Below are 24,864 nucleotides of genomic sequence, written 5' to 3' on the forward strand. Positions count from 1 at the left end.
CCGCGCCGGCTAGGCCAATCCTTTGCCGGATGCGCTTGTCTCGACGGCCGCATCGCGCTAGCCGTTGTCGGCCGCGCGGGGTTGCGATTGACCTCAGCGGCAGCTCGTATCTGTCAGCCGAACCTGGATCATCCGGAGCCGCCTCATGAAACCGTCGCTCGAAGACACGCTGCTTGCCGCGATCCGCACCATTCCCGACTATCCCAGGCCCGGCATCCTGTTTCGCGACATCACCACGCTGCTCGGCAATGCGCGCGCTTTCCGCCGCGCCATCGACGAGCTGGTGCATCCCTATGCCGGCCAGAAGGTCGACAAGATCGCCGGCGTCGAAGCGCGCGGTTTCATCCTTGGCGGCGCCGTCGCCCATCAGCTCTCGGCCGGTTTCGTGCCGATCCGCAAGAAGGGCAAATTGCCTTTTGAAACGGTGCGCGTCGCCTACAGCCTTGAGTACGGGCTGGACGAGATGGAAATGCACAAGGACGGTGTTTCGCCGGGCGAGAAGGTGATCCTGGTCGACGATCTGATCGCCACTGGCGGCACGGCGGAGGCCGCGGTCAAGCTGCTGCGCCAGATCGGCGCCGACATCCTTGCCGCCTGTTTTGTCATCGACCTGCCGGATCTCGGCGGCCGCGCCAAGCTGGAAGCGCTCGGCGTGCCGGTGAGGACGCTGATCGGGTTCGAGGGGGTTTGAGACCGGTTTGCCGAAGGCAAATTGAAAGGTCCAGTGGGCCTTTCAAAGGTCTCGGACGCCCGGAGCGATAGCGAAGGGCCGGGTGGCAACGCGAACTCCCAGCGCGGGCGCCGCCCCTCATCCGCCCTTCGGGCTCCCCCTAAACGGGGCGAAGGGAGAGTCTATTCCGTCTTCACCAGCACGGCGCTTTCGAACTCAAGCACCTTGTCGCCGGTCGAATCGAAAGCTTCCGAACGCAGCGCCAGCAGCCGCCAGCCGGGACGTGAGGCGATCGGGCGGTGGGAAAGCGCTGTCCGGGTAAACGTGACGGTTTCGCCGGCATAGACCGGCTTCGGCCATTTGAGGTTCTTGAACCCGGGCGAGGGGCCGAATTCGGGCATCGGGCCAGGACCGTTCCACTCCGCGCCCTCGGCGTCCATGCGCTTTTCGAGATTGTACTTCATCCAGGTAGCGGCGGTGTGCCAGCCGGAGGCGCACAGGCTGCCAAGGACGCTGTCCCTTGCAGCCTCCTCGTCGACGTGGAAGACCTGCGGATCGTATTTCCTGGCGAATGCCTTGATCGCCTCGGGCTCGAATTTGTGCGAGCCGAGCGTGATGGTGGTGCCGATGCAGAAGAACTCGTCGAGGGTCACGCGATGGCCTCACGGGTCAGGAACATGCAGGTGTTCTCGAATTCGAAAACGCTTTCGCCGCGCTGGTTGAACAGTTCGCTGCGCATGGTGACCAGCCCGATCTGTGGCTTGGACCTAGACACGCGCCTGGCAAGCACGGTGGTGTTTCCGGAGAGCGTGTCGCCGGCCAGCACCGGCTTCTTCCACTTGACGTAGTCGACGCCGGGCGCGCCTTGCGAGGTCGAGTCCAGCAGGAACGCATCGCACAGCATGCGCATGAACATGGCGCAGGTATGCCAGCCGGAGGCCGCCAGTCCGCCGAGGATGCTGGCCTTGCCGGCTTCCTCGTCGAGATGCATCGGCTGGGCGTCGAACTCCTGCGCGAATTCGATGATTTCGGCGGCGCTCACCAGCTTGGTGCCGAGGTCGAGCGACGTGCCCTCGGCGAAATCCTCGTAGGCCCAGGTTTTTGCAGTCATGGTCTGAAATCCGGCTCAGGAACCCGCGATCCCCAGGATGGGGGTTTCCGGATGCAGGCCGAAGGGCATTTGGTCAAGCGATTTCTGCTGCGCCAGTTTGTCGGAACCCAACAACCAACAGCGTGATCAGAGCCAACCGCGGCGGCGGAAATACCAGAAGGGCAGGATCGCCGACAGCACCATCATGGCAACGGCGAAGGGGTAGCCCAGCTCCCACTTCAACTCGGGGATGACATCGAAATTCATTCCATAGATCGAGGCGACGAGCGTCGGCGGCAGGAAGATGACGGCGGCGACCGAGAAGATCTTGATGATGGCGTTCTGCTCGATCGAGATCATGCCGAGCGTGGCGTCGAGCAGGAAGGAAATCTTCTGCGACAGGAAGGTGGCATGGTCGGCAAGCGACAGCACATCGCGCGACAGCGTCTTGATGCGCGCCTTGGTGTCCTTGCTCATCTTGGTCCGGGTCGAGGCATGGGCGAAGAAACCGGCGAGGCGCTGCAGCGAAATCAGGCTGTCGCGGATCGAGGAGGCGATATCCTCCTTGCGGCCGATGGCCTTCAAGAGTTCCTGGAAATCGCGGTTGCGCTTGGACACCTTGGTCGAGGTTGCCTGGAAGATGTCACGCGAGATCGCCTCGATGTCGCGGCCGGCGCGTTCCAGGATATCGGCGAGGCGGTCGACGATCGCCTCCAGCAAGCCGATCAGGATGGTGTCGCCGCTGGTGCAGCCGGTCGCCACTTTCTCGGCGCGCTGCGGAAAGGTCTTGAACGCTTTCGGTTCGTGGTAGCGCACGGTGATCAGCCTCGTGCCGGCGAGCACGAAGGTGACCGGCGACATGAGCGGATCGTCGACCTCGGTGTGGGCAGGCAGGGTGGCGGTCATGAAGTAGGCGCCGTCCTCGACATAGAGGCGGCTCGAAATCTCGATCTCCTCCATCTCTTCACGCGTCGGAATGGCCACGCCGAGCCAGCTCTCGATCGTCGCTTCCTCTTCCTTGGTCGGGTTGAGGAGATCCGCCCAGACGACGGCGTCGCCGTTTGCCAGGAGATCATCGACGACGCGCAGACGATCATTGTCGACGACGAAGGCCTTGATCATCGTCGGGTCTCCCTTTGGGGACGCTCGTGGTCGTTTCAGGTCGAGTGCGACCGCCCTTAGACCCGGCGCCAGGGGCAGTCAAGCGGTCTGAACGCCGGTCCATCGCGCGCGCGGACGATCCGGTCCCTGACGTCGCCGCCGATCCTTAGCCAGAACCTGGTCAGGCATCGTCTCCGCGCCAAAGTTGGGTTCGATGTCACGGAGTTGGCGGCCCGCATCGGCGCCTGCGCCGTCGGCCTACATGCCGCACGCCACGCAGTTGGGATGAAGCGCGGCGACGGCGCGCTGGCCGATAGTGAGGCAAAGCGCTCAAGCCATTGCTTTTCAAGTAACTCCTAAAGTGGCTCGGAACCCAATCCTTTCGAGTTTCCATTAATTTTCGTAAAGTTGAAATAAAATTCTACGGCCCTTGTTAGTAGAAATGTAGAAATAATAAATGTGCGAAAATCATTAGTGACACCGAATATAGCAAAGAGTACACTGGGGATACTCATACGATTTTTTTGATCCTGTTTGGCCGTTTAAGATTGTCGACTCGAAACAGTCGGCAACACTGGAGGGTTTGCGCAATGGACGAAATCGTACCGGTAATCCTCGGATCTGTATTAGGAGCGCTGGTCTGGTGCACCTCGGTTGGCCGGATGCGTTCCGTGCTTGCCATTCTTGCGGTCTTCGCGGCAGGCGCTTTCGCCACCATACTGAGCGGCGAGGTCCAGCTCAGCTGGGTCTATTTCCTGATTGATTTCAGCGAAGCTGGGCTTGGCCTCGCAATTGGCATTGCGCTTGTGCATTTCTTCCGGCGAAGCCGGGCAGGGAACGCTTCAGTACGAAACTAGTTTCCGGACTGCAAATTTAGGATCGTTTTCATCGCGGACGTTTCGTCCGTTGGGAGGAGTGCGCCATGAGCACGGACGAACGACGCCCGGAGGAAGCCGGTTTCATATTCCGGGGCAAGGCAGTGCCGGACAAAGATCGTTCAGGCCGTGATGAAGGCGATGCCGGACGCGGCTCCCCGGCGGAAAAAACAATCAGGATCCATATCGACGAGGTGATGCACAGCACCGCCGAATTACGCGGCCTGCACGGCCGTGACGCTTTGGTCATTACCGAACAGAGGGCGACCTTCGAAGGCGGCGAGGAATTCGTCTTCTTCACCGACGTCGTGTCGCTGGGCGACGATCTCGTCGTTCGCGAACTCGGCCATCGCCGCGCTACGTCGGAAGCGCGCGAGGAGACCGCCGAGATGCTGCGTGCCGCCGCTGAACGACCACTGGCCGAACGCGTGCGCCATGCCAACCTGATCGTGACAGGCGAGGTCACGGCTTCGAGGGTGCTGGAGCGTCCGTTTCCGCCGCGCTCGGAGCATGATCCCGAATGGGGCATCGCGCGCGTGGCCATACGGACCGTCCACAAGGGGAAAAAACCGAAGGGAGAGGTCGAAGTCCTCTTCGCCAATAGCCATGACATCGCCTGGTACAAATCGCCGAAGCTGCATGAAGGGCAACACGGCATCTTCCTGCTGCACCTGGCTGAGCAAGGGGACGAGGACGACCATCCGCGCGACCTGCCCAGGCCCATCCACAAGGCGATCGATCCGCTCGACTTCCTGCCTGCGGACCGCGAAGGCGAGGTACGGCGACTGATCGATCAAGAGGGAGGTCGCTGAGATGTCGGACGTCCTCACAATCGTCAACATGATCCCCAACCTCTCGAGCGGGGAGACCAACCAGGACAGCGAACCCAATCTGGCGGTCAATCCCGCCAATCCGCTGGAGATCGCCGGAACAGCCTTCACGCCAAGCCCCAATGCCGGCAGCAAGAATTCCCCCATCTTCTTTTCCAACGATGGCGGCTCCACCTGGAGCCTGAAGGACCTGATCGCCGGCACGCCGGTGCGCGACCAGACGCTGCGCTTCGCGACGACGAGCGGCAACCTCTACGCCGGCGTGCTGTGGGGCGGCGGCGGCATCTCGTCGATCAATTTCGACATCTTGCGGACCAACGACTTCTCCGGCGCCACGACGATGTTCAGAATGGCGACGCGCAAGAACGACGATCAACCCTTCGTACAGGCGGCGACGGTTCCTTCCGGCCCCGGCGCCGGCAAGGACCGCGTCTATGTCGGCAGCAACGACCACGCACCGGCCAACATACCGGCAACGGTCGACCAGTCGCTTGACGCGGCAATCGCCGCACCCGCGACCAGCACTTTCGTCATCGAAGGCCGTACCGTCGCCCGCGATGGCTTCCAGACGCGGCCGGCCATCCACCTGAACGGCACGGTCTACGCGCTGTTTTATGCCGCTCTGCCCGGCTTCGCGTCCTTCGACGTGGTGGTCGTGCGCGACGACAACTGGGCAAGCGGCGCCACGCCGTACACCGCGCTGACCGATCCGGGCGACCTCAACCAGGGCCTGCGCATCGCCACGGGCGTCGACAACCCGTTCCTGGGCCTCAACATCGGCCAGCAGCGCATCGGCGGCGATCTTTCGATCGCGGTCGACCCCAACAACAGCGCGGTCGTCTATGCCTGCTGGGGTGACCAGACGGGTGGCACCTATACGCTGTATGTACGCAAGTCGACCGATTCCGGGGTGACCTGGTCTGGCAACCTGCGCAGCATAGCCAATGCGACCAATCCGGCGCTGGCCATCAACGAGGCGGGCCGGCTCGGCTTCGTCTACCAGCAGGTCACCGGCCTGGCGCCCAGCCAGCGTTGGGAAACGATGTTGGAACTGACGACCAATGATTTCGGGTCGATCAGCACCTATACGCTGGCCACCACGCCGGCCAGTTCGCCGGCGGCGAGTTTCCAGCCTTATATCGGCGACTATCTCTACATGATGGCGGTCGGACGCTCGTTCTACGGCATCTTCAGCGCCAACAACACGCCCGACACCGCCAACTTTCCCAACGGCGTCAAATTCCAGCGAAACGCCAATTTCACCACCAAGACGCTGCTGGCCACGGACAACGTCACCCCGGTGGCGGTGTCCATCGACCCGTTCTTCTTCAAGGTCGCGCCCGGGACCGGCAGGGTCGTCACCGGCATCGCCGACAAGGGCAATTTCGGCCATGTCTGCCTCGGCTCGTTTACGGACGAGGAACTGACCATCGACAATGGCGGCACGGCGATGCTGACGATCACCAACATTGTCTCGTCGTCGCCGGACTTCGTCACGCCGAGCGTGCTGTCCTATCCGATCAAGCTTGGTGTCGGCGACGCCATCGATCTGCCGATCCGGTTCGAGCCGACCAGCCTCGGCCTCAAGGCGGCGACCATCACCGTGTTCAGCGACGATCCGGCCGGGCCGCACAAGGTCCACGTATCGGGCCTGGCGCAAGGGCCGAAGCTCAACCTCCTGATCGCTGACACCGGTAATTTCGGCAAGGTCTGCGTCGGGTCGTTCCGCGACGAGCCGCTCATCCTCAACAATGGCAGCCATTGCGGATTGACGGTCACCGGAGCGGCATCGTCCTCGCCGGACTTCCTGGTTCCCGAGGCGTTGTTCTATCCGCTGCTGATCGGGGCCGGCGCATCGCTGCCACTGCCGATACGCTTCGCGCCGAAGAGCTTTGGCGCGAAGGCGGCGACGATCACCGTCACCAGCACCGATCCCGGCAGCCCACACGACATCGTGGTCAAGGGCGAAGCGCCGAGCGGCAAGCTCGCCGTTACCGGCTCGCTCTGCTTCGGCGGGGTCAAGGCCTGCTGCCGGGCTGAGCGGATAATCTCGATCTGCAATGTCGGCGAATGCGCCCTGCACGTGACGAGCGTCGCCTTCAAGCGCAAGAGCCATCACTGGAAGCTGGTCCACAACCCGTTCCCGGCGACATTGCATGCTGGGTCGTGCATGGCGCTCACCGTTTGCTACAAGGCAAACGAGAAGTGCCCGCGCGCCTGCGAACTGATCATCACCAGTGACGACCCGGTGATGCCGGTCAAGACGCTGGACGTGATGGCCTATACGATCTGGGAGGAATGTGGCTGCAAGTGCGAAGGCCACGAGCACCACAAATGCGGTTGCGAAAAATGCTGCGACGATTGCTGCGACGACGACGATGGTGACGACGAGGAGGACGACGAATAAGTAGAGCGCATCGCGCGTTACATCGAGGACAATCGCCGCGTCGGACCGTGCGCGGCGGAATCGTCGCGCGCCGGGGATTTGTCAGCAGGCAGATCAGGTGTTGAACTTGAACAGCATGATGTCGCCGTCCTGGACGACATAGTCCTTGCCTTCGTCGCGGGCCTTGCCGGCTTCCTTGGCCGCCACTTCGCCGCCCAGCGTGATGAAGTCGTTGTAGGCGATGGTCTGGGCGCGAATGAAGCCGCGCTCGAAATCGGTGTGGATGACGCCGGCCGCCTGCGGTGCCTTGTCGCCCTTGTGCACGGTCCAGGCGCGCGTCTCCTTCGGCCCAACGGTAAAATAGGTGATGAGGTGCAACAGCTCGTAGCCGGCACGGATCACCTTGTTCAGGCCGGGCTCGTCGAGGCCTAGCGAGGACAGGAATTCCATCTCTTCCTCGTCGGAGAGCTGGGCGACTTCGGCCTCGATCGCGGCCGAGATGACGACGGTGCGGGCGCCTTGTGCCGCCGCCATCTTTTCCACGGCCCTGGTATGCTCGTTGCCGGTGGCGGCATCGGCCTCGGAGACGTTGCAGACGTAAAGCACGGGATGCGAGGTCAAAAGGTTCAAGCCCTGCAGGATGCGCAGGTCGTCCGCCGAGATGCCGTTGAGCAGGACGCGGGTCGGCTTGCCGGCTTGCAGCAGTTCGAGCGCCGCCTCCATCATCGGCAGCACGGTCATCGCTTCCTTGTCCTTGCTGCCGGCGCGCTTGCGGAATTGCACGATGCGGCGCTCGAGACTGTCGAGGTCGGCGAGCATCAGCTCGGTCTCGACGGTCTCGGCATCGGCGACGGGGTCGATGCGGCCCTCGACATGGGTGATGTCGTCATCCTCGAAGCAGCGCAGCACATGCACGATGGCGTCGACCTCGCGGATGTTGGCGAGGAACTGGTTGCCCAGCCCTTCGCCCTTCGAGGCGCCGCGCACAAGGCCGGCGATGTCGACGAAGGAGATGCGGGTCGGGATGATCTCCTTCGACTTGCCGATCGCGGCAATCTTCTGCAGGCGCGGGTCGGGCACCGCCACCTCGCCGGTGTTCGGTTCGATGGTGCAGAACGGATAGTTGGCGGCCTGCGCCGCCGCCGTCCTGGTCAACGCGTTGAAGAGCGTCGACTTGCCGACGTTGGGCAAGCCAACGATGCCGCATTTGAAACCCATTGTGTCTGGTCCTATCGGGAAATCGAAATTTGATCAGGGCTATGGGGGAAAGGGCCGATGATCGTCAAGGCGCAATTCAGTTTAGAGGTTGTGCAACATTGTCGGTGCCAATGGCCAACGAGCGAACGCCGGACCAGCTCAGTATCTGCAACAGGTGCCAGAACGCGTCCACGTCGGCAGTTCCGAAATCAATCGTCATCCGTCCATCGAGCAATAGCGCGCTGTGAATGATGTTTCCCACGGTTTCCACTGTTTCACGCTCTCCATCGATATCGAACCAGCTGTGAAACCATTCGTCGAAGAGGTCGGAGTCGAGGTTCTTTGTGTCGAACTTGAAACCGACCTCGTCCCATTTGAACGGTGCGATGTACACACCCATTCCACCAATACCGGCGTGGATATCCGGAGAGAATTTCAGATAGGTATCGCTGTTGATGAATTGCGGGTTTGGCTGTCCGTCATTGGCGACAAAGTCGACGGCGATGAAATTTCGATAAAAGGAATCGACATTCGCGTATTTGACCTCGCTCGCATGCGATCCGCGGCTGTTGGCAGCAAGCTCGCCGACAGCGGAAACGAACTGGTCGACATATCTCTGCCTGATGCGGCGGACCAGTTCCTGAACGTCATCCATGTCCATGGCCTAATCCTTGCCGCCGAACAGCTTCTTCAGCATGGCGGCCATCGGGCCGGAGTCCGGCAGCTTGGCGGGTGCCTGCTGCGGGCGTGCCTGACGAATGTGGCTCTGGGCTTTTGGGCCTTGTGTCTTCGGCGCTTTTGGTGGAGGGCGGTCGTCGTCGCCGGTCGGCACGAGCTTGTCGCGCAAGGCGAGCGTCACCCGGTTCATGAAGGAATTGTCGTCGCCCTTGGCCAGCAATCCGGCATCGTCGGCTATCGCGTCGAGCAGCACGTCCAGCCATTCGCGGTCGGCCTTGGCGAAGTCGCCGAGCACATGGCCATGGACCATCTCCTTGACGCCGGGATGGCCGACGCCGATGCGTACACGGCGATAATCCTTGCCGACGTGCTGGTCGAGCGAGCGGATGCCGTTGTGGCCACCGGAGCCGCCACCGACCTTGACCCGAACCTTGCCTGCGGCAAGATCGATCTCGTCGTAAAAGACGGTGAGCGCTGATGGGCCGAGCTTGTAGAAGCGCAGCGCTTCGCCGACCGACTGGCCGGACAGGTTCATGAAGGTCTGCGGCTTGATCAGGACGATCTTTTCGCCGCCAAGCGTGCCTTCGGAAATCAGACCCTGGAATTTCTTCGACCAGGGCGAAAAGGAATGGCGGCGGGCGATAGCGTCCGCCGCCATGAAACCGACATTGTGTCGGTTGTCAGCGTATTTCGCGCCCGGATTGCCGAGGCCTGCAAAGACAAGCATCGTCTGCTCCGGGCGGGAAAGAGTTACTTCTCTTCGGCGGCAGGCGCCGCTTCAGGTACAGCCTCGACCGTCTCTTCCGTCTCCGGCTTCATCGCCGACGAACCGGCAATGGTTGCGATGGTGAAGTCGCGGTCGGAGATGACGGGCTTCACACCGGCCGGCAGCTTGACCGCCGAGATGTGGATCGAGTCGCCGATATTGGTGCCGGTGAGATCGACGGTGATGAATTCCGGGATCGCATTGGCCGGGCAGTGGAACTCGACTTCGTGACGCACGATGTTGAGCACGCCGCCGCGCTTGATGCCGGGCGACTTGTCCTCATTGATGAAGTGGACAGGCACGTCGACATTGACTTCGGTGTCCTTGCCGATGCGCAGGAAGTCGACATGGACAGGGAAATCCTTGACCGGGTCGAGCTGGAAGTCCTTCGGCAGGACCTGGATCTTCTTGCCGTCGACATCGATCGTGGCGACCGTGGTCAGGAACCCGCCGCCATGGATCTTGTAGTAGATGTCCTTGTAGGTGAGGGCGATCGCCAGGGGAGGCTGCTTGTCACCATAAATTACTGCAGGCACTTTACCGTTGCGGCGAACTGCACGGGCGGACCCCTTACCGACCTGTTCACGCGCTTCGGCCTTGAGCTCGTAAGTATCGTGGCTCATGGCATTTCCTTTCGGTTTGTTCTGGAGCGTTCGCGGAGGGCAACGTGCCTGGACCGTAAACGTCGAAAGCCGCCGGGTGAGGCGGCCTTCCGCCGCGTTGCCTCCAAGGGTGTCTACGCGGGTGGCGGCTCTATAGCGGAAGGCGGCTGGCGGTGCAAGCCGGAGGCAGGTAAGGGCGGTGTCGCGCCTTGAATTTTCTGCCTTTGCGCCGTGAGCCGACATTTCCATGTCTTCTCCGAAGCTCCGCTCGTGCTTCGTATAGCCACTCCGGCGGCTTTGTGAACTCGATCCACCGGTTAAATGTTCTCGCGTGTATACACCTCAAAAGGCAGGATCGTCGTAAAGTTGCCGGTCTCGTTCGGGGCGGCGACGGCGCGGACCATGCCGGCCAATGCTTCCTTGGCGATGCGGGCGAGCGGGTGCGAAATGACAAAGGTCAACGTGCCGTCGAGCAGCGCCGGACGGGTCGACTCCATCAGCTCATAGCCGACGACGACAACGCTGCCGGCGCGACCGGTGGAGCGTAGGGCCGCGATGGCGCCGGTGATGCCGCCACCGGCGACATAAAGACCGGACAGATCCGGATTTTCGTTCAGCAGCTTTTCGGTCATCTCCTGCGCGATGGCGCTCGATTCGAAGGTCAGCAGCGGCTCCAGCAGCGTGAATTCAGGCGCATGCTCGCGAAAATAGGAGCGAAAGCCGCTCTCGTTCATTTCCTGGCAGCGATAGCGGTGATTGCCGACAAGGATGCCGAGCTTGCCGGGTGCGCGGCAGACATGCTCGAAAACCCAGGCCGCGGTGCGCCCGACCTTCCAGTTGTCCAGTCCGATATAGCGCACATGTCCGGTCGCCGAGATCTGCGAGATCAGCGCAAACACCGGTACGTTGCTGGCATGCAATGCATCCACCGCCTGGGTGACGAGGGGATGGACCGCGGCGACGACGCCGACGGCATCGCATTCGGCGCCCAAGGCCAGCATCCGCGAGGCGACGTTCTGCGGCGACAGATCGTCCAGAAACTCCGTGCGCAGCTCTATCTCGCAGTCGGGCATCGTTTCCGTTGCCAGGCGCAGCGCCTCGGCCATGTTGCGGTAGAAGGCGCGGCCGGGCTGGTGCAGCAGGAAACCGAACCTGTAGCGCGGCCTGGCGGCCCCCACGCGGCTGCGTAGCGCGCCCATGCCGTAGAAGCCGATCTGCTCCGCCGCCAGCCTGACGCGCTCGCGCGTGCCCTGGCGGACGGCGCCCGAGCCGCTCAGCACCCGGTTGACGGTGGCCACCGAAACATTCGCCTCGGCGGCTACATCCTTGATCGTTGGCCGCTTACCTTGATCCATTTTATCTCATCAGTCTGTAGCAATTGATACAAAGATATCATTCACTCTGCAAGATTGATATGAATGACACAATCAATTTGGAACAAACATTCTATTCTTGATTCATTTTGGATCAAGATGTTTATCTCCTGGAAAGCAAGCAAGGCGGAAGCACCGCCAGCCCAGGGATAACAGCAGCACAGCGCAGACACGGGTCTCGCACACCGCCCTCAGGCGGTGTGAGGCAGCGTGCGCGTGCGGCCATCCCAGGCATGGCGGGTGGAGGAATTGCATGGATGATCTCAAATACGGCGTGCGCGACAAGCGTGGCGACTGGAAGCCGAACGGACGCATCGAGGGGGCGCCGTTGTGGTACTGGCCACCGAAACTGCCGAAGATCCTGGCGTGGCTGCCCGGCTATATCTGGCCGTGGAATGCCTTCCACATGGCCACGGCGCTGATCTACTGGTTCTATGTCGTCCCCAGCGTCGAGACGATGAAGACGATCAGCTGGGGTTGGGCGTTGTGGCTCTACGCCGTCAACGCCGCCGCGATCCTCGTCTTCTACGGCATCTTCGAGCTGCGCTACTACATCAGGCGCGCCCAGGCGACGCGGTTCAAATACAACCACAAGTTCCCCGCCGATGCGCCTTCCGACGTGTTCTGGTTCCAGAGCCAGAACATCGACAACTTCCTGCGCTCGTTCTTCATATCCATCCCGCTGTGGACCGTGGTCGAAGTCGTCTTCCTCTGGTGTTTCGCCAATGGCTACGTGCCGTGGGTCGGCTGGCAGGGCCACCCGGTCTATCTTGCGGCGCTGGTGCTGGTCGCGCCGGCCATCCACGAGGTGCATTTCTTCTTCATCCATCGCCTGATCCACTGGGGACCGCTCTATCGTTGGATCCATTCGGTCCACCACAATTCGATCAACCCGTCGCCCTGGTCGTCGCTGTCGATGCATCCGGTGGAAGGGTTCCTTTATCATGCGGTCGCCTTCTGGCACCTGATCATCCCGTCCAATCCGATCGTCGCGCTGTTCCAGCTGCACATCGCCGGCTTCGGCGCAGTCAACGGCCATCTCGGCTTCGACAAGCTCGAGGTGAGCGAGGACACGGCCGTCGATAGCCACGCCTACACGCACTACCTGCACCACAAATTTTTCGAGGTGAACTATGGCGGCGACGGGCTGATCCCGCTCGATCGATGGTTCGGCACCTGGCACGACGGCACTAGGCAAGGCGACGCCATGATGGACGCCCGCTTCCAGAAAAAGAAGGAACGCATGAACGCCAAGGCTGCAGCGAACCATTGATCACGTGACGCGACGCGCAACGGGAGAGGTGCGCGCCAGCAGATAAATTCACTGTTTTTCTAAACCCGTCTGATGACGGCAACTGGGAGGAGACGACATGAAGCGTACAAGGAAGCTCTTGACGGCGATGATGACGGCGGCCGTGGTGGCGACAGGCGCCACAACCGCAATGGCCGATGGGGCGAAGATCTTCGTCATCGGCGGCAAGGCGGACGACCCGTTCTGGTCGAAGGTCAAGAAGGGCGCCGACGATGCCGGCAAGGTCGCCGAACTGACCGGCGGCTCGGTGACCTGGCTCGGCCCGCAGAACTACGACAATCTCGGCCCGGACGCCGCCAAGCTGATCCGCACAGCGCTCAGCCAGAAGCCGAGCGCGATCGTCGGCCCCGACTGGGTGCCAGAGGCCATGGACGACGCCTTCAAGGAAGTCGTTGCCGCCGGCGTGCCGCTCATCATCTACAATTCCGGCGGCATGGACGCCGCCAAGCGGCTCGGCGCCATGAGTTATGTTGGCAATGAAGAGTACTCGGCTGGTCTCGGCGGGGGCGCCTATTACGGCAGCCATGGCGCCAAGAACGTGCTGTGCGTCAACACACTGCCGGGCGCGACCAACACCGAAGACCGCTGCAAGGGCATCGCCGACGCCATCGCCAAGACCGGTGGCAAATCCAGCCAGCTGCCGCTGCCTTCCTCCAGCTTCGGCAACCCGACCGCGGTCGCCGAGGCGATCAAGGCCGCCGTGCTGAAGGACAACACCCTCGACGGTGTCATCACCATCAGCGCCGGCGACGCCAACAGTGCGGCCAACGCCATCAGCCAGGCCAATGTCGGCGACAAGGTGAAGCTCGCTTCGTTCGACATGGATGAGACCGGCCTTCAGCGCATCAAGGACGGCACTCAGATGTTCTCGATCGACCAGCAGCCTTACCTGCAGGGCTATCTCGCTGTGTCGCTGTTGAACGGCTTCGTCAATTACGGGCTCGACTTGCCGACGAAACCGGTGCTGACCGGACCGGGGATCGTCGACGCCGCCAATGTCGATGCGACGCTGGCGGGTGCCGCGGCCGGCGCTCGATAAAACGCCGCCTCACCTTCTCCCCTTGTGTGGGAGAAGGTGGATCGGCGCGCAGCGCCGAGACGGTTGAGGGTTGTTCGAAGAAACTCCAACGCCTCACTCCGCCCAGCACCCTCACCTGTCGCCTTTGGCGACACCTTCTCCCACAAGGGGAGAAGGGGGAGCCATGTTCAAGCCAGGGACATTTCGATGACATCCCAAGCCCATCACCAACCCGCCACGGCAGTGACCGCGCCGTCCTCCCAGCACTCTTCGCTGCCCTCGATCGGCAGCCTCGTGCGCCGACCCGAGGTGGGTTCGCTGATTGGCATGATCGCCGTGCTGATGTTCTTCTCGATCTTCGGCGGCGCCAATTTCATGTCGGCCGGTGGGTCCGCGAGCTGGCTCAACGTCGCCTCGGAACTCGGCATCATCGCACTCCCGGTTGGGCTGTTGATGATCGCCGGACATCTCGATCTCTCCGTCGGGTCGATGGTCCCCGCCAGTTCGATGACCATTGCCATCATCTCGGGCCACTATGGCGCACCAATCATCGTCGGGATCCTCGCGGCGCTCGGTCTGGGCCTCGCCGTCGGCTTCATCAACGGTGTCCTGGTGATCCGCACCAAGGTGCCATCCTTCGTCGTGACGCTCGCCACGTTGTTCGCATTGGCCGGCCTGACGCTCGGCCTCTCGGTCATCCTGTCCGGCAGCACCAGCGTCGCGCTGAAGAGCGGACCGACCGCCAAGCTGCTGTTCGGCGACTATCTCGGCGGCAAGTTCGAGGTGACGCTGTTCTGGTGGATCGCCGCCATCCTCATCGTCGGCTTCATCCTGAATTTCTCGCGGTTCGGTAACTGGATCCTGGCCATGGGCGGTGACGCCGTCAGCGCCCGCAATGCCGGCATCCCGACCGACCGGGTCACCATCGCGCTGTTCATGAGCAGCGGCCTGTGCGCCTCCTTCGTCGGCATGTCGCAGGCGATCCTCTACAACAGCGCCCAGGTGGCCGCCGGACAGTCCTTCATCTTCAACTCGATCATCGCGGTGGTCATCGGTGGCGTGCTGCTGACCGGCGGCTACGGCTCGGTGGTCGGCATCGTGCTCGGCACGCTGACCTTCGCCATCGTTAACCAGGGCATTTTCTACACCGGCTTCGACGCCAACTGGGCGAGCCTGATCATCGGCGTCCTGCTGCTGGCGGCGGTGCTAATGAACAACACCTTCCGCACCATGGCGCTGACCTATTCGCCGCGCACCAAACCGAGGGCACGCTGATGACAACGCCCCTGCTCAGACTGACTGGGATCAACAAGTCGTTCGGTCCGATCGACGTCCTCCACGACATCTCGCTCGAGGTCAACAGAGGCGAGGTGCTGTGCCTGCTCGGCGACAATGGTGCCGGCAAGTCGACGCTGATCAAGATCCTCTCCGGTGTCCACAAACCGACGTCGGGCACGATAGAAATGGACGGCAAGTCAGTCGCCTTCGACAGCCCCCGCGACGCCAGCGACCATGGCATCGCCACCGTCCACCAGTTCGGCGGGACATTCCCGCTGATGAGCATCGGCCGCTCCTTCTTCGTCGGCGCCGAGCCGACGCGGCGCTGGGGGCCGCTGACCATCTACGACCGCAAGCGGGCCAATGAGATCGCCGTCAGCGAGATGCGCCAGCTCGGCATCACCCGCATCGACGATGGCGACCGCCTCGTCGGCGGACTGTCCGGCGGCGAACGCCAGGCGCTGGCGATCGCGCGCGCCGTGCATTTCGGCGCCAGCGTGCTGATCCTCGACGAGCCGACCGCGGCCCTTGGCGTCAAGGAGGCGGCGCATGTGCTGCGCATCGTCCTGCAGGCACGCCGCAAGGGCATTGCGGTGATCTTCATCACCCACAATGTCGTCCATGCCCTGACCGTCGGCGACCACTTCGCCGTCCTCATCAGAGGCTCCAAGGCCGCCGATTTCCGCAAGGGTGAGAAAAGCCGCGAGGCGATCACCGACCTGATGGCGGGCGGCGAGCAGATGGCTGAGCTTGAAGCCGAGATCGAGAGCTTCAGCGCAACGCAGTGAAGACGCCCATCTTCTCCTCCCGGGCATCTTCCTGTGCGGCCGGCGGAATGCGTGGTCCCGCCGGCCGCCTTTTCAACCGAACAAAGACAGGCTTGCAGGAACCAGCAATGGCAAAGTGGATTGACGTGTGCGCGACCGATGACATCGAGGAAGAGGACGTCATCCGCTTCGATCACGAAGGCCGGACATTCGCCATCTATCGCAGCCCCGAGGATGCTTTCTTCTGCACCGACGGGCTGTGCACGCATGAGAAGGTGCATCTGAGCGAAGGGCTGGTTATGGAATACAAGATCGAATGCCCGAAGCACAGCGGCGTGTTCGACTACCGGACCGGCGAAGCGCTGCGCGCACCGGTCTGCGTGAACCTTAAAACCTACACCACGAAGGTCGAGGACGGCCGCGTGTACATCGAGGTCTGACATGTCCGATACCTTCACCCTTGCCGCTTGCGCCGAGATGCTGTGGCGCGACCGGCCGATGGAATGGCGCGTGCGGCGCCTCACCGAAATGGGCTTCCATGTTGGCCTGTGGAACTGGCCCGAACATGATCTCGCCATGCTCGAAAAATCCGGCGCGACCTTCTCGATCATGAACGGCTATCTGCGCGGCAGGCTTGCCGATGACGAGGGCGCCGACGAACTCTTGAGGACGGCGAAGGAGACGGCGGCAGTCGGCAAGCGCCTCGGTGTCGCACGGCTCAACCTGCACGGCACCGGACTGGGCGAAGGCGGCCTACCGGTCACGCCCTGTGAGACCGTCACCGGCGCGATGTGGCTCAAGGCGCGCGACACGCTGAACCGCATCGCCGACCTTGCCGAGACCGAGGGCGTGACCTTCACGCTGGAGAATCTGAACCTGCCGGTCGACCATCCCGGCGTGCCGTTTGGGCGCGCGCAGGATACGCTTGCGCTGGTATCGAGCGTCAACCGGCCGAGCCTGCGCCTCAATCTCGATCTCTACCATGCGCAGATCGGCGAAGGGAACCTGATCGAACTCTGCCGCGCCTGCTTGCCGTGGATCGGTGAGGTGCAGGTAGCCGACGTGCCCGGACGCATGGAGCCCGGCAGCGGCGAGATCAATTACAAGGGCATCGCCCGTGCGCTGAAGGACATGGGCTATCGCGGTCCGGTGGGAATGGAGGCGTTCGCCTCCGGCGATCCCGAGGCAGCCCTGCTGGCCTTCCGCGAAGCCTTCAACGTCTGAGGAACGAAATGGTCACCAAGAGCATCCGCCCCACCGTCGCCGATATCCGCGCCATGAAGGGTCGTGGACAAAAGATTTCCATGCTGTACGTCACCTCGCTCGAAGAGGCGGCAGCGGCGGACGCGGCCGGCGTCGACATGCTTTCGATCGAGGGCCGCTTCTTTTCGCCCGAGATGCGCGAGGCGGCCGGCCGCTGCTTCGTGCAGGTCGGGCTGCCTTACGGCCCCGCCGGCAACCTGGTCACGTCAGAGGACTATCTGAAAACCGCCTATCACTTCATGCGCATCGGCGGCGACTGCTTCTACTGTGCCGCCTCGCTCGATATCCAGAAGGCGCTCTGCGACAACGCGGTACCGGTTGTTGCCCATGTCGGCCTGATCCCTTCGCAATGCACCTGGACCGGCGGGTTCAAGGCCGTCGGCAGAACGGCCGAGAGCGCGCGTTCGGTGTGGGATCACGTCAAACGCTTGGAGGCCATCGGCTGCTTCGGCGCCGAGCTGGAAGTGGTGCCCGACCGGATTGCCGAATTGATCACAAGGAATACGCCCATGATCATGCTTGGCATGGGCGCCGGGCCACACGCCGACGCGCAGTATCTTTTCAGCGAGGACGTGCTTGGCCACACCGCTGGCCACAAGCCGCGCCATGCCAAGACCTACCGCAACTTCGCCGCCGAGTATGATCGGCTGCAGGGCGAGCGTGTCGCCGCCTATCGCGAGTTCATCTCGGACGTACAAACGGGCGCCTATCCCGAGCCGCAGCACGTGGTTCCCGTCACCGACGAGGAATTATCGACCTTCAGGACGGCCCTCGGCCTCTGAGCACGCCGATCATGGCGGCGGCAGGATTGGATCTTCCGGGGATGGCGGCTTGCGTCTTGCAAAAAACGGATGAGGCCGCCACACCGGATCGGACGATTGCCGTCCATCGGACGTTTCTCGACGTGGCGAAATCGGCACGCCGAGCTAGCTATTGATTGCCGCTCAGCGCATTGCGCAGCGCCTGGATCTGGCGGTTCAGGGCATCGAGTTGTGCCAGCGTCATGCCCGAGCGTTCGATCAAGGTCTCGTTCAGACAGTTGCACTGGACAAGCAGCGCGCGCCCGGCGGCGGTCAGATCGACCTGCACCTGGCGCTCGTCGATCAGGCTGCGCTGACGGGTCACCAGCCCAGCCTGCTCCATTCGCTTCACCAGCGGCGTGACGGTGCTCGATTCCAAGGCAAGCCTGTGCGCGATGGTGCCAACCGACATGCCATCGGCTTCTCCCAGCGCATTGAGCACAAGATACTGCGGATAGGTGATCCCCATCTCGTCCAGCATCGGCTTGTAGGTGCGATTGATCGCCATGCTCGTGGCGTAGAGCGTGAAACAGAGCTGATTGTCCAACGGGAGAGGCACGACGCATTCCTTCTTGCCGACATCGGCACAAACTCCATACCACGAAAAATGATATCGCGATACATATTTCCATGGACAAGGGCTGCAAGCCGCGCTAGCTATATTGTTATCGCGATATTGTTTGTCGCGACAATCAATTAAAGGAGATTGAGATGACCTCGCAATCCAAGCCCGGCTCCGGCAGCGGCACGATCACCACCAAGGACGGGACTGAAATCTTCTACAAGGACTGGGGAACCGGTCAGCCGATCGTCTTCCATCACGGCTGGCCATTGAGCAGCGACGACTGGGACGCGCAGATGCTGTTCTTCCTGGCGCAAGGCTACCGCGTCATTGCCCATGACCGGCGCGGCCATGGCCGCTCCACGCAGACGGATATCGGCAACGAGATGGACACTTACGCCGCCGATGTTGCGGCACTCGCGGCGCATCTCGATCTCAAGAACGCAATCCATGTCGGCCATTCGACCGGTGGCGGCGAAGTGGCGCGCTATGTCGCCCAGTACGGTTCGGGAGGCCGTGTCGCCAAGGCGGTGCTGATCGGCGCGGTGCCGCCAATCATGCTCAAGACCCCGGCCAATCCCGGCGGCCTGCCGATCGAGGTCTTCGACGGCTTCCGCTCCGCCCAGGCAGCCAACCGCGCCCAGTTCTTCCGCGACGTTCCGGCTGGTCCGTTCTACGGTTTCAACCGTCCGGGCGCGGCAGTATCGCAAGGGATCATCGACAATTGGTGGCGTCAGGGCATGATGGGCGGCACCAAGGCGCACTATGATTGCATCAAGGCCTTCTCGGAAACCGACTTCACCGAGGACCTGAAGACAATCGACGTGCCGGTGCTGGTGATGCACGGTGATGACGACCAGATCGTCCCTATAGCCGACTCGGCGCTGCTGACGATCAAGCTGCTCAAAAAGGGCGAGCTCAAGATCTACAAGGGCTTCCCGCATGGCATGGCCACGACCCATGCCGACATCATCAACGCCGACCTTTTGGCCTTCTTCAAGGCCTAGGCTTTTCGAACAGGGTAAAGCACCTGCCGTCAGGCGGGTGCTTTACCCGTCTGAATTCGGGCCTATCGGATCGCAGCGTCCGCCGTCCTGGCTTGCTTCATGTTCGGCAGGAACACCGTCAGCAGTCCGAGGAACGGGAGATACGAGCAGATCTGGAAGACGAAATCGATGCCCTTCATGTCGGCGACGACACCGAGCACGGCGGCGGCGATGCCGCCAACGCCGAAGGCGAAGCCGAAGAAGATGCCGGCGATCATGCCGACGCGGCCCGGCACCAGTTCCTGCGCGAAGACGACGATGTTGGAGAAGGCCGACGACAGGATCAGCCCGATCAGCACCGTCAAGACCATCGTCCATTCGAAGTTGGCGTAGGGCAGGGCCAGCGTGAAGGGCAACACGCCGACGATCGAGAACCAGATCATGGCCTTTTGTCCGTAGCGGTCGCCGAACGGGCCGCCGAGCAGGATGCCCAGCGCCGAGGCGCCGAGGAACAGGAACAGCATGACCTGCGACATCTGCACCGAAACGCCGAACTTATGGATGGAATAGAAGGTGTAGTAGCTGGCCAGACTGGAGATATAAGCGTTCTTGGTCAGCACCAGCAGTGTCAGAACCAGCAGCGCGCCCATCACCTTGCGGCGCGGGAATGGCGAGACGAAGCTGACCGCCTTGCGGGTGCCCTGCGTGGCGCGCAGCCGGCTGTACCAGCCGCCGACCCGCCACAACACGAATATGCCGATCAGCGAACCGACGGCGAACCAGGCGATGCTGGTCTGGCCGAACGGCACGACGATGAAGGCGGCCAGCAACGGGCCCATGGACTGGCCGAAATTGCCGCCGACCTGGAACAGCGACTGCGCCAGGCCGAAGCGGCCGCCGGAGGCGAAGCGGGCGATGCGCGAGGATTCCGGGTGGAAGATCGCCGAGCCGATGCCGATCAGCGAGGCGCCGACCAGCAGCAGCGCATAATGCCCGGCATAGGCCAGCACGATCAGGCCGATCAGCGAGGAGGCCATGCCGTAGGGCAGCGAATAAGGCATCGGCCGCTTGTCGGTGACCATGCCGATCACCGGCTGCAGCAGTGACGCGGTCACCTGGAACGTGAAGGTCAGCAGGCCGATCTGCCAGAAATCGAGACCGTAATTCTCTTTCAGCAAGGGATAGATGGCCGATAGCAGCGACTGCATGATGTCGTTGATGCAATGGCAGAAGCTCACCGCCAGGATGACGGTGAAGGCCGTCGCCTGGGCTGAAGCGTGGCTGGCGGTCGCGGGCGAGGCGACGGCGGTGGCTGTTGTATCGGTCAAGACAGGCTCCGTGGTCTTTTTGGCGGGCACGCCGGCAGGCAGCTTGGCGGGCGCTCCCGCAGGCGCCTTATAGGCCGGTTGCCAGGCGACTTCTTTCGTGGTTTGGTCCAATAGTTTCGCAAGTGGGCCATAGCCGATGCCGCACGGCAGGGAAATCTTTCACGCCGGCAATGACGATCTGCAGCAATTGCACGAGCGTCGCTGGCAATGGCTGGAGCAAGTGGCCGGTCCGGCGGTGGCTTTGCCGACCGAATATCCAGACGGTTACCACGTGCCGCGACACCGCCACAGCCGCAGCCAGCTGCTGCATGCGCTGGTCGGCGTCGTGCTGGTGACGACGCGGCACGGACGCTGGATGGTGCCGCCCGATCACGCGATGTGGATTCCGGCCGGCACCGAGCATTCCGTCGAGATGCTGGGCGATGTCTCGATGCGTTCAGTCTATGTGATGCCGCGGGCTATTCCCGGGCTGCCGGAGGGGTTGCGCGTGGTCGGTGTCACCGACCTGATGCACAGCCTGATCGTGGAATCGGAAAAGCTGCCGCAAGGCGGCGAACTGGAAGGGCGCGGCGGGCTGATCATGAAACTTTTGCTGCATGAAATTCCGACCCTGCCGGAGCGGCCGCTCGGCCTGCCGTTCCCGTCCGACCCCAGGCTGGCGGCGCTCTGCCGGCGTTTTGTCGCGGCACCTTCGCCGCATGCGACGATCGACGAATGGGCGGATGCCGCCGGCATGAGCCGCCGTTCCTTCACCCGTGCCTTTCATCGCCAGACCGGATTGTCGCTGTCGACATGGCGCCAGCAGGCCTGCCTGTTCGCGGCGCTGCCGAGGCTGGCCGATGGCGAGCCCATCACCAGGGTGGCGCTCGACCTCGGCTATGACAGCGTGCCGGCCTTCATCACCATGTTCAAGCGCATGCTGGGCGCGTCGCCACGCGGCTATATGCGCGGCGCGCGCGACAGCGGTGAAGGTGCGCGTCGCCAACCCGGTCCGTTTCGCCTGGAGAGCCCCTAAGGCTGATGCCCGGCTTCGCCTTCAGCCCGCGACCGGCTCCGGCAGGCGGATGATCTGCTCGCCATGGGGAGCGGAAGCCGGTGCGCGGCCACGGCCATGTTGCCGTGGCGAACAGCCCATCACCCGCTTGAAGGCGGTGCTGAAGGCACTTTCGGATTCGTAGCCGAGCGACAGCGCGATGGCCGAAACAGGGTCGCTGGAACTCGCCAGCCGGTCGCCCGCCAGCAGCATGCGCCAGCGCGTCAGGTAATCCATCGGCGAGGCGCCGACAGTCGCCTTGAATTTCAGGGCAAAGGTCGACCGCGACATGCCGGCGCGCTCGGCCAGCGTCTGCAATGTCCAGCCATGCGCCGGATTGTCATGCATGGCGCCGATCGCCGCGCCGATCTGCTTGTCGGCCAGGGCAAAAAGCCAGCCGACGCCGCCTCGCAACCCCTCGGCCATGTGCAGGCGCAAGGCTTCGATCAGGATCATGTGGGCGAGGTGCTCGACGATGAGGAAGCCACCGGGCTGGCGCTTACGCAATTCCTGCATCATCCGCTCCACTGGCCAGCGCAGTGCTGAATGGTCGGCATCGCTGCGGATGTGGACGATGGGCGGCAGCATCCGCAACAGGATGCCGGCATGGTCGCCGGAAAGGGCGAAGCGGCTGCTGACGAGAAGGAAATCGCCGCCGCCATTGTGCGAGGTGACGCCGCCGGTGCGGGCCGGGGAAAAGATCGTGCGGGCGTCGACCGCCGGCAGATCCATATCGCTGGCAAGGCGGAAGGGCCGGCCGCGCGGCAGTAGGAAGCAGTCGCCTGTCTCGAGGCGCACCGCGTCGGCGACGCCCTCCACGGACAGCCAGCACTGGCCGGACACCACGGCACCGCATTTGATGGCTGCCTGCTGGTCGGGGAACTGGATCGACCAGTCGCCACCGGCCTCCAGCCCGGCGGAGAGGTAATTGCGCGGCTTCAGCAGCGATAGCACGTCTGAGAGCGGATCCATGAGCATTCCCGGACGATTGCGAAGATAATACGGACTTTACAGCATAGATCGTATTACCTCAATCCCGTATCTCCTTTGGCAACGGAGTGCCTGTCCGGCCTCGCACGAGCCAAAGGAGAGATCACCATGCGTGTATTTGTGACCGGTGCCACCGGTTTTGTCGGTTCCGCAGTCGTGCGGGAGCTTGTTGGAGCGGGTCATCAGGTGCTCGGTCTTGCCCGCTCGGATGCAGGCGCCAGATCGGTCGCCGCCGCAGGCGCCTCGGCGCTTCGCGGCGATATCGAGGATCTGGAAAGCCTGCGCAGCGGGGCCGCCCAGTCGGACGGTGTGATCCATACCGCCTTCAACCACGACTTCTCGAAATTCGCGGCGAATTGCGAGGCGGACCGGCGCGCCATCGAGACGCTTGGCGCGGCACTCGAAGATTCCGAAAGGCCATTGCTGGTCACGTCCGGGCTCGCGGTGCTGACGCAGGGCAGCATGGCGACCGAGGACGACGCGCCTGTCCTGCCGTCTGCTTCCTATCCCCGCGCGTCGGAAGTGACGGCTGAGGCGCTGGCGGCGCGCGGGGTGCGCGCCTCGACGGTGCGTCTTTCCCCCTCCGTCCACGGCGACGGCGATCACGGCTTCGTGCCGATGCTGATCGGCATCGCCCGTCAGAAGGGCGTCTCGGCCTATATCGGTGATGGGACCAACCGCTGGCCGGCGGTGCACCGGCTCGATGCCGCCACGCTCTTCAGGCTGGCGCTGGAGAAAGGGGCCGGCGGAGCCCGCTACCATGGCGTCGCCGATCAAGGAGTGCCGACGCGAGAGATCGCCGAGATCATCGGCCGGCGCCTGAACCTGCCGGTCGTGTCCAAAACCCAGGAGGAAGCGGCCGACCATTTCGGCTTCCTCGCGCACTTCTTCGGCATGGACTGGCCAGCTTCCAGCCAGCAGACCCGGGATGTGCTTGGGTGGCAGCCTAAGCAGGCGGGGCTGATTGCCGACCTCGACCGCCTCAGCTATTTCGAAAGCTGAAGGCTGCTCTGACTTAGTCGAACAGGCTCGACACCGATTCCTCGGTCGCCGTGCGCGAGATGGCTTCGCCCATCAGGTCGGCTATCGAGATGACGCGGATGTTGGGAGCGTCGAGGACGCCCTGCGTCGGCTGGATGGAATCGGTGATCACCAGTTCCTGCAGCTTCGAGCCGCTGATGCGGGCGACGGCGCCGCCCGACAAGACGCCGTGGGTGATGTAGGCGGTGACGCTGGTGGCGCCGTTGGCCAGCAGCGCATCGGCGGCATTGCAGAGCGTGCCGCCGGAATCGACGATGTCGTCGATTAGCAGGCAATCCTTGCCGGCGACCGCGCCGATGATGTTCATGACTTCGGATTCGCCGGGACGCTCACGGCGTTTGTCGACGATGGCGAGTTGCGCGTCGAAGCGCTTGGCCAGCGCACGCGCCCGCACCACGCCGCCGATATCGGGCGATACCACCACGACATTGCCGAGCTGCTTGTACTTCGCCTTCACGTCGCGGGCCATCACCGGCACCGAGAACAGATTGTCGGTCGGGATGTCGAAAAAGCCCTGGATCTGGCCGGCATGCAGGTCGAGCGTCAGAACGCGGTCGACGCCGGCGCGGGTGATCATGTTGGCGACCAGCTTGGCCGAGATCGGGGTACGGCCGGAAGCACGGCGATCCTGTCTTGCATAGCCGAAATAGGGAATCACCGCCGTGATGCGTTTCGCCGACGAGCGCATGAAGGCATCGATCATGATGAGCAGTTCCATCAGGTGATCGTTGGTCGGGAATGAGGTCGACTGCAGGATGAAGACATCCTCGCCGCGCACATTTTCCTGGATTTCGACGAAGATTTCCTGATCGGCGAAGCGCCTGACGCTGGCCTTGCCAAGCGGGATGTTGAGATAGCGGGCGACCGCTTCGGCCAACACCCTGTTGGAATTGCCTGCGAAGAGTTTCATGCACCGTT

Annotated in this window: 26 protein-coding genes; 14 read left to right on the forward strand and 12 right to left on the reverse strand. The window is 62.9% G+C overall.

Annotated features, from left to right (window positions below; all coding sequences use genetic code 11):
- Positions 1-145 precede the first annotated feature (145 nt).
- A complete protein-coding gene (locus tag AC56QP_RS26175) occupies positions 146-691 on the forward strand; it encodes an adenine phosphoribosyltransferase (protein WP_497100983.1) in 546 nt (181 codons plus the stop codon).
- Between the two features lie 161 nt (positions 692-852).
- Here the strand turns inward: AC56QP_RS26175 and AC56QP_RS26180 are convergent, their stop codons facing one another.
- The 3 genes from AC56QP_RS26180 to corA all read right to left on the reverse strand — a co-directional run bounded on the left by AC56QP_RS26180 (position 853) and on the right by corA (position 2,882).
- A complete protein-coding gene (locus AC56QP_RS26180; protein WP_489862839.1) occupies positions 853-1,323 on the reverse strand; it encodes a MaoC family dehydratase in 471 nt (156 codons plus the stop codon).
- A complete protein-coding gene (locus AC56QP_RS26185; RefSeq protein WP_269905180.1) occupies positions 1,320-1,781 on the reverse strand; it encodes a MaoC family dehydratase in 462 nt (153 codons plus the stop codon). Before AC56QP_RS26185 ends, AC56QP_RS26180 begins: the two co-directional genes overlap by 4 nt.
- Before the next feature lie 126 nt (positions 1,782-1,907).
- Positions 1,908-2,882 carry a magnesium/cobalt transporter CorA gene (gene corA / locus AC56QP_RS26190; RefSeq protein WP_489862838.1) on the reverse strand — a complete coding sequence of 325 codons (975 nt, stop codon included), beginning with the start codon at positions 2,880-2,882 and terminating at the stop codon, positions 1,908-1,910.
- 569 nt (positions 2,883-3,451) lie between these two features.
- On the opposite strand from corA, the gene AC56QP_RS26195 reads away from it, so the two are divergent.
- From AC56QP_RS26195 to AC56QP_RS26205, 3 genes are all read left to right on the forward strand, one after another.
- Positions 3,452-3,718, forward strand: a complete 267-nt coding sequence (locus tag AC56QP_RS26195) for a hypothetical protein (protein ID WP_489862837.1) — start codon at positions 3,452-3,454, stop codon at positions 3,716-3,718.
- A gap of 65 nt (positions 3,719-3,783) precedes the next feature.
- Entirely contained in the window at positions 3,784-4,548 is a 765-nt protein-coding gene (locus tag AC56QP_RS26200; protein ID WP_489862836.1) for a hypothetical protein, read from the forward strand.
- Between the two features lies 1 nt (position 4,549).
- On the forward strand, positions 4,550-6,973 hold the full coding sequence (locus AC56QP_RS26205) for a choice-of-anchor D domain-containing protein (RefSeq protein WP_489862835.1): 2,424 nt from the start codon (positions 4,550-4,552) through the stop codon (positions 6,971-6,973).
- Positions 6,974-7,066: 93 nt separating this feature from the next.
- On the opposite strand, the gene ychF is transcribed toward AC56QP_RS26205, so the two are convergent.
- From ychF to AC56QP_RS26230, 5 genes are all read right to left on the reverse strand, one after another.
- On the reverse strand, positions 7,067-8,170 hold the full coding sequence (gene ychF / locus AC56QP_RS26210; RefSeq protein WP_489862834.1) for a redox-regulated ATPase YchF: 1,104 nt from the start codon (positions 8,168-8,170) through the stop codon (positions 7,067-7,069).
- Between the two features lie 76 nt (positions 8,171-8,246).
- A complete protein-coding gene (locus tag AC56QP_RS26215; RefSeq protein ID WP_489862833.1) occupies positions 8,247-8,810 on the reverse strand; it encodes a hypothetical protein in 564 nt (187 codons plus the stop codon).
- A 3-nt stretch (positions 8,811-8,813) separates the two neighbouring features.
- Complete coding sequence (gene pth, locus AC56QP_RS26220) at positions 8,814-9,554, reverse strand: aminoacyl-tRNA hydrolase (RefSeq protein WP_489862832.1); 741 nt, start codon at positions 9,552-9,554, stop codon at positions 8,814-8,816.
- A 23-nt stretch (positions 9,555-9,577) separates the two neighbouring features.
- On the reverse strand, positions 9,578-10,216 hold the full coding sequence (locus tag AC56QP_RS26225) for a 50S ribosomal protein L25/general stress protein Ctc (protein WP_489862831.1): 639 nt from the start codon (positions 10,214-10,216) through the stop codon (positions 9,578-9,580).
- A 296-nt stretch (positions 10,217-10,512) separates the two neighbouring features.
- A complete protein-coding gene (locus AC56QP_RS26230; RefSeq protein WP_489862830.1) occupies positions 10,513-11,550 on the reverse strand; it encodes a LacI family DNA-binding transcriptional regulator in 1,038 nt (345 codons plus the stop codon).
- A 271-nt stretch (positions 11,551-11,821) separates the two neighbouring features.
- Here AC56QP_RS26230 and AC56QP_RS26235 point away from each other — a divergent pair, with 271 nt between their 5' ends.
- The 7 genes from AC56QP_RS26235 (at position 11,822) to AC56QP_RS26265 (ending at position 17,988) form a co-directional block, all read left to right on the forward strand.
- The gene (locus tag AC56QP_RS26235; RefSeq protein WP_489862829.1) at positions 11,822-12,841 is read left to right on the forward strand and encodes a sterol desaturase family protein; all 1,020 of its coding nucleotides are present in this window, start codon (positions 11,822-11,824) and stop codon (positions 12,839-12,841) included.
- Between the two features lie 97 nt (positions 12,842-12,938).
- The gene (locus tag AC56QP_RS26240) at positions 12,939-13,919 is read left to right on the forward strand and encodes a sugar ABC transporter substrate-binding protein (protein ID WP_489862828.1); all 981 of its coding nucleotides are present in this window, start codon (positions 12,939-12,941) and stop codon (positions 13,917-13,919) included.
- Between the two features lie 306 nt (positions 13,920-14,225).
- A complete protein-coding gene (locus tag AC56QP_RS26245) occupies positions 14,226-15,173 on the forward strand; it encodes an ABC transporter permease (RefSeq protein ID WP_489863513.1) in 948 nt (315 codons plus the stop codon).
- Entirely contained in the window at positions 15,173-15,964 is a 792-nt protein-coding gene (locus tag AC56QP_RS26250) for an ATP-binding cassette domain-containing protein (protein ID WP_489862827.1), read from the forward strand. Before AC56QP_RS26245 ends, AC56QP_RS26250 begins: the two co-directional genes overlap by 1 nt.
- Before the next feature lie 107 nt (positions 15,965-16,071).
- Positions 16,072-16,383 (forward strand): MocE family 2Fe-2S type ferredoxin, encoded by a 312-nt coding sequence (locus tag AC56QP_RS26255; protein WP_489862826.1) that lies wholly within the window; start codon positions 16,072-16,074, stop codon positions 16,381-16,383.
- A gap of 1 nt (position 16,384) precedes the next feature.
- A complete protein-coding gene (locus AC56QP_RS26260; protein ID WP_489862825.1) occupies positions 16,385-17,167 on the forward strand; it encodes a TIM barrel protein in 783 nt (260 codons plus the stop codon).
- An 8-nt stretch (positions 17,168-17,175) separates the two neighbouring features.
- Entirely contained in the window at positions 17,176-17,988 is an 813-nt protein-coding gene (locus AC56QP_RS26265; RefSeq protein WP_489862824.1) for a 3-methyl-2-oxobutanoate hydroxymethyltransferase, read from the forward strand.
- 148 nt (positions 17,989-18,136) lie between these two features.
- On the opposite strand, the gene AC56QP_RS26270 is transcribed toward AC56QP_RS26265, so the two are convergent.
- Complete coding sequence (locus AC56QP_RS26270; RefSeq protein WP_489862823.1) at positions 18,137-18,565, reverse strand: MarR family winged helix-turn-helix transcriptional regulator; 429 nt, start codon at positions 18,563-18,565, stop codon at positions 18,137-18,139.
- 152 nt (positions 18,566-18,717) lie between these two features.
- Between AC56QP_RS26270 and AC56QP_RS26275 the strand changes: the two genes are divergently transcribed.
- The gene (locus tag AC56QP_RS26275; RefSeq protein ID WP_489862822.1) at positions 18,718-19,575 is read left to right on the forward strand and encodes an alpha/beta fold hydrolase; all 858 of its coding nucleotides are present in this window, start codon (positions 18,718-18,720) and stop codon (positions 19,573-19,575) included.
- Positions 19,576-19,637: 62 nt separating this feature from the next.
- Here the strand turns inward: AC56QP_RS26275 and AC56QP_RS26280 are convergent, their stop codons facing one another.
- A complete protein-coding gene (locus tag AC56QP_RS26280; RefSeq protein ID WP_489862821.1) occupies positions 19,638-20,882 on the reverse strand; it encodes an MFS transporter in 1,245 nt (414 codons plus the stop codon).
- Positions 20,883-21,018: 136 nt separating this feature from the next.
- Here AC56QP_RS26280 and AC56QP_RS26285 point away from each other — a divergent pair, with 136 nt between their 5' ends.
- Positions 21,019-21,897 carry an AraC family transcriptional regulator gene (locus AC56QP_RS26285; RefSeq protein ID WP_489862820.1) on the forward strand — a complete coding sequence of 293 codons (879 nt, stop codon included), beginning with the start codon at positions 21,019-21,021 and terminating at the stop codon, positions 21,895-21,897.
- A 21-nt stretch (positions 21,898-21,918) separates the two neighbouring features.
- On the opposite strand, the gene AC56QP_RS26290 is transcribed toward AC56QP_RS26285, so the two are convergent.
- Positions 21,919-22,887 (reverse strand): AraC family transcriptional regulator, encoded by a 969-nt coding sequence (locus tag AC56QP_RS26290; protein ID WP_489862819.1) that lies wholly within the window; start codon positions 22,885-22,887, stop codon positions 21,919-21,921.
- A gap of 126 nt (positions 22,888-23,013) precedes the next feature.
- Between AC56QP_RS26290 and AC56QP_RS26295 the strand changes: the two genes are divergently transcribed.
- Positions 23,014-23,907: an SDR family oxidoreductase gene (locus AC56QP_RS26295; RefSeq protein ID WP_489862818.1), complete on the forward strand. Its 894-nt coding sequence runs from the start codon at positions 23,014-23,016 to the stop codon at positions 23,905-23,907.
- 13 nt (positions 23,908-23,920) lie between these two features.
- On the opposite strand, the gene AC56QP_RS26300 is transcribed toward AC56QP_RS26295, so the two are convergent.
- On the reverse strand, positions 23,921-24,856 hold the full coding sequence (locus AC56QP_RS26300) for a ribose-phosphate pyrophosphokinase (RefSeq protein WP_019860650.1): 936 nt from the start codon (positions 24,854-24,856) through the stop codon (positions 23,921-23,923).
- Positions 24,857-24,864 lie beyond the last annotated feature (8 nt).

Source organism: Mesorhizobium sp. RCAM 05104, assembly GCF_059683645.1.